Annotated in this window: 1 protein-coding gene; it reads left to right on the top strand. The window is 40.9% G+C overall.

From position 1 onward, the window contains the following. Positions 1–6,239: MBG domain-containing protein (locus EA341_RS08180; protein ID WP_293012869.1), on the top strand; the 6,239-nt coding region annotated here is incomplete at both ends.

The following is a 6,239-nucleotide window of genomic DNA, read 5'->3' on the forward strand; positions in this document are numbered from 1 at the left end:
CCAAGTTACAGTCAATCAGCCTTTAGCTGATCGAAATGCAAATGTAGTGGTTCCTGACGGTTCAGGCGGTTGGTTTATTGGAGGGTTAATGAGGATAGTTGACGGAGTATCACGGCAAGGGATTGCCCATATCCTCAGCGATGGAACATTAGACCTCGAATGGAATGCAACACTAAATAGTACTTCTATTGTCAATTCTATTGCAGTTTTAGAAAACGAAGTGTATGTGGGTGGAACGTTTACTTCAGCAGGAGGAATAACTCGAAACAGAATAGTTAAATTAAACAAGACAACAGCCGCAGTTGATCTCGATTGGAATCCAGATATTAATGGAACGGTTAATACTATCACTATCTCGGGAAGTGATATTTATGTGGGGGGATCTTTTACCACTGTGGGAGGAATAACTCGCAATAGTTTAGTCAAATTGAACAATACAAGCGGTGCGGTAGATATTTCTTGGAATCCTAATTCTAATGGTGTCGTTCAAAAAATCGCTATTTCCGGTGATGATATTTATGTCGGTGGTACTTTTACTTCAGTCGGAGGTCAAACTCGAAATAGATTAGCCAAATTAAATAATAGTACAGGTGAAGCAGATGCCAGTTGGGATCCTAATGCTGATGCTGCGGTTCAAACTTTGGCAATTGCAGATAATGGGATATATGTAGGAGGGAGTTTTACTTCGCTTGGAGGAGAATCATTCCTTCGATTGGCCAAATTAAACAACACAACTGGAGAAGTTGATCCTTCCTGGAATCCAGGTGCTGATGCTAGCGTTAATTCAATTGAAATAGCTGGAAGTGATATCTATGTAGGTGGGGCCTTTACTACGATTGCCGGTCAGAGTCGTAACCGTTTGGTGAAGTTAAATAATATCACTGGAATTGTAGATCCAAATTGGGATCCAAAAGCTGACAATACTGTAAACTCCATAGCGATTTCTGGAATTGATGTCTTTTTTGGTGGAAACTTCACTGTTTTGAAAGATATAACTAGAAATAGGGTTACTCGAATTTCCAAAATAACCAATGAGATAGATCCTGATTGGGACCCAAATGTTGACAATTATGTCAACACGATAGCGATATCAGGTGGCGATATTTATTTGGGAGGGAGATTTACAAGCGTCGGAGGGCAATCGCGCAATAGACTGGCAAAGGTAAACAATACCACAGGAGCCTTAGATCCCGATTGGAATCCCAATGCTGGTAATACTATAAATACTATTACAATATCTGGTAGTGATATCTATGTAGGTGGCGCCTTTACTACGGTAGGTGGCCAAATTCGGAACCGAGTTGCAAAGTTAAATAATACTTCAGGGGATGCAGATTCCAATTGGAATCCCAATGCTAATAATATTGTTCAGGCGATTGCGATATCAGGTGATGCTATTTATTTGGGAGGAAATTTTACGACCATGGGAGGCCAAACTCGCAATCGGTTGGCAAAGATAAGTAAAACGACAGGAGAGACAGATTCCGACTGGAATCCCAATGCAGGTTCTACAGGTGGTAACAGTGTCTCTTCAATTGCTATATCTGGAGATGATATCTATGTGGGGGGTGAATTTATTGTAGTCGGAGGACAATCTCGGCTTCGTATCGCTAAATTAAATAATACAACAGGAGTTGCAGATGCCATTTGGAATCCAAAAGCTAGCAATACTGTCAGTTCCATTGCTATCTCTGGGAGTGACATTTATGTCGGTGGAGGGTTTACAACTATTGGAGCTGCATCCCGTGAAAAATTCGCCAAACTTAACAATACGGATGGCGCTGCCGATCCGATGTGGATTGCAGATGCTTCATCTCCTCCTCCCAGTACGGGTTCGGTGAGTACTGTTGGTGTTTCTGGAAATTACATTTATGCAGGGGGATCTTTTTCTTTAATCAACGGTCTGAGAATACCTAGGTTTGTGGTCTTTAAAAATTCACCTGTTGCCCCAAATGCCCCAACTGACCTAGGCGCAGTTCGTAAAAATGGAGCAATTGATATTACTTTTACTGCTGGCTCAGACGGTGGAGGTGAAATTTCAAATTATGAATATTCAATGGACGAAGGAGATTCCTGGATTCCATTGAATCCAACTCAAACTTTTTCACCAATTACAATCACCGGGCTTGACAATATTGTTTCTTATACTATCCAAATTCGTGCAGTCAATGCCACAGGAGAGGGAACTGCGAGCAGTTCAATCGTTGTACCTGCACTTTTTGCAGGTGGAACAGGCAGCACAGATGATCCTTATCAAATTGAAAACTGGAGGCAACTAAATAACATAAGAGAGAATTTGGGGGGATATTATCTACTGAACAAAAATATAGATGAAAAATCAACAGGCTACGAAACATTTGCTTCAGCTTCAGCAAATGATAATCATGGCTGGATTCCATTTGGAAAATTTACAGGTCGCTTTGATGGGGAAAATCACTTCATAAAGGGGCTAACAATCAATAGACCTGAGACAGATTATGTGGGACTTTTTTCTGAAACAGAAGGAGGCCAGGTAAATAATTTAGGACTTATTGATATCTCCATTGTTGGGAAAGATTTCGTAGGAGGTTTAATCGGTTCAAAAATAGCCGGAAATTTTTCCAAGTTATATGTGACAGGGAGCGTTTCAGGGGTAAACCAAGTTGGGGGACTTGCCGGTCGACAACATAGTGGAGGTTCTTTAAATAATTCCTATACAGACGTTGAAGTCTTCTCTTCCGGAATTCATCTTGGTGGGTTTATTGGATTAAACAATGATGGAGGAACGATCAATACTAGCTACTCTGTAGGAAAAGTAACAGGTTCTGGTTCAGGAATAGGTGGCTTTACAGGTGTGATGAATAATGGCGGACGTACGCAAAATTGCTTCTGGGACACCGAAAGCTCAGGTCTTTTATCCAGTGCTGGTGGAACCGGAAAGTCTACAGCCGAAATGAAAACTCTGACGACTTTTACAGATGCAACCTGGAATTTCACTGCTTCTACTGGAATCTGGAAAATCCAAGCTGGTGATTATAGATCTTATCCATACCTGCAAAATTTCAATTACGATGAGCCTGAAGCTGAACCTGGAGTCAATCCGATTCCAGGATTGGTACCAAATCCGCCGTATGCCGGAGGTACCGGCACTGAGCTCGATCCTTATCAGATCAGTGATTGGAGACATTTGCACAATGTTCGATTAAACCTTTCGGCTTATTTTGTACTAAATAATAACCTTGACGAGACATCTTCAGGGTATGATACTTATGCTTCTGCTACTGCCAATGAAAATACAGGATGGTTGCCGATCGGAGGTTCAGTTAGATTTTCAGGCAATTTTGACGGCAAGAATTATACTATTAAAGGACTAACAATCAATCGAAGTAGCACAAACGATATTGGACTATTCGGAATTATTACAGGGTCTTCGGGGTCTAATATAGTCTTGAAGAATGTAGGGTTAATTGATGTCTCGATAATTGGCAATATAAGAGCTGGAGGCTTGATCGGTCAAAGTATCTCGTATGTAGAAATTTCGGGAGTGTATGTAACGGGAACTGTCAAAGGAGTAAGTGATATTGGAGGACTTATAGGACGAACTGGAATTATAAATATTTCAAATTCTTATACAGATGTTGCTGTTGAAGCTTCACATATCACTGCCCCACATGTTGGTGGATTTGTTGGACGTTCAACTACGAATAGTATAATTAGGTATTCTTATTCTAAAGGATTTGTAAAAAGTCCCACCACAAATACTACTGGCGGATTTATAGGGTCAGGAATTGCTACTGTGAGTGATTCTTATTGGGATACTGAAACTTCCGGTATGGCAACTAGTGCAAGAGGTACAGGTAAAATTACGGCTGAAATGAGGACTCAGTCGACTTTTTCAGGATGGGATTTTACTCCTAATACAGGCATATGGAATATTAAGCAAGCTGGTACAGACGAGGGACTGATGTCCTATCCTTATTTGCAGGGATTTGAGTATGATGAACCTGAGACAAATCCGGAATTCAATCCGATTCCGGGATTGGCACAAATTACTTTACCTGAATTAACGACTGCAACACCTCTTGATGTGACTACAGTTTCTGCTACACTTGGAGGGGAAGTTACTTCAGACGGTGGGGCAGTAGTGACTGATCGAGGGATAGTATGGTCCCAATCTAGCAATCCGACCATTTCAGACACTAAAGTTGAAATGGAATCTGGTACTGGCACTTTCTCAGGTACTGTGACAGGACTGCTGGCTGGTTCTACGGTTTATGTGAGAGCATATGCTACCAATTCAATAGGAACGGCTTATGGTGAGGAAGTTTTCTTTGATACTCAATCACCTTCTCCTCCGTCCTTCAACAGTTCTCCGATCACGACCATTCCCTATGACAAGTTTTACAATTACACTATTGAAGGGTCGGTAGAGAATGATTTAGAAACAACAATCAGTTCACCTACATTGCCAGCATGGTTAAGTTTCAGCGCAGGTGAGTCCGGTGTTGCGTCTCTAGCGGGTACGTTACCTGATGGAATTCGACTTAGAGGTGCAACTGCGGACAATGATGGAAATATTTATACAATTCGAACAGATGGTACTCAGATCTTTAAAATCACCCCTGATGGTACCAGCGCTTCTTGGAGGTCAGGAATACGTGGAGATGTCTTCTCACTGCATATTGCTAATGGTTACCTCTATATTTCAAGAAATAATAATATTTCAAATGCCATCACTCGAGTGCCCTTGAATAATCCGTCAGCTGAGGAAGAGGTTTTCTTGTCAAGATCAGGTGGAGTCATCTCCTTGATAGATAAAGATGGCTTCATCTATGCTGCAAATTATCCTTCAAGTGAGATTCTAAAAATCAATGAAACTACCAAAGAAGTTTCAGTTGTATTGAGTGATCTGTTTTCAAATAGTCCATTTGGATTGACAATTGATAAGGACAACAATTTATTTTTTGCAGCTCATGAAATTAATTCAATCCTTAAATATGATGGAATTGAGTTAATTACAGTTTTATCCGACTTACCGACGGGACCAACCTCCATCACAACAGACAATAGCGGTAATTTTTACATATCAATGGAGAATGGAGGTATAAGAAAATACAACTCTGATTTTTCATCTTTTGAAGTAGTGTCCGTGGGTGCTACAGATGATATTTGGAGTTTATCGCTAAGTTCTAGTGGTCTTTTGGTATATGCAAAAGTCAACACCAATGAAGTTTATCGTCTTCAGACAAGGGATGTATTGACAGGTACTCCAGCCAAATCAGATGTTGGTAACCATCCGGTTACTCTCCGAGCTACAAATGATGCAGGCTTTACTGACCAGGAGTTTACCATTACAGTCACTGATGAAACAGGCCCTGTTGTTTCCACATTTGCTCCTACTCACAACGCAACTGAAGTGGAGTTCAAGCCAAGCTTGTTTATTACTTTTGATGAGGAGGTAGTATTGGGAAATACCGGAATACTTACAGTTAATAGTGGATCTACAATTTTAAGGCAATATGACCTTTCCGTACCAGCGGATCGTGATGAGATAGGTGTTTCAGATGATCATTTAATTCTTTCTATTGACCTGGATATCAGCCTTCCTTTTAATACTGATATTACGGTAGGAATTTCTACTGGGTTTGTTGAAGATCAGGCAGGAAATGAATTTGAAGGTTTTATCCCAGAGTCCAATACCTGGAAATTTACCACCATCAACAAATTGAATCAAACGATTACATTCTCTGAAATTGATCCAAAGACTTATGGAGACGCTATTTTTACTTTGGGAGATACAGAAACTGATCAGGGGTTGACTGTCACCTATACAGCTGATGATCCATCAATAGTCACTATATCGGGTAATCAAGCAACTGTTCTGAAAGCAGGTAGTACGACCATCACAGCCTCGCAGGCAGGAGACGATGTGAATTTTGCCGCTGAACCAGTGGAAAGAACTTTAACAGTGAACAAGGCTGCCCTTATTGTCACGGCGGACTTAAACCAAGGAAAATTATATGGTACAGCAGAACCTGTTCTGACTTTTACAGCAACCGGTTTTGTAAACGAAGATGATGAATCTATCATTTCAGGAACTTTGATCAGGGTTGAAGGTGAAGAGGTTGGTGCTTACGCCATCAGCCAGGGAACACTTTCTGCCGGAAACAACTACAGCATCGAGTTTACAGGGGATGATTTCAACATCACGCCGGCAACCATTACCGGAATCGAGTTTAATGATAACAGCTTTGTCTTTG

Origin of the sequence: Mongoliibacter sp. (genome assembly GCF_007692705.1) — a bacterium.
Classification (GTDB): Bacteria; Bacteroidota; Bacteroidia; order Cytophagales; family Cyclobacteriaceae; genus Mongoliibacter.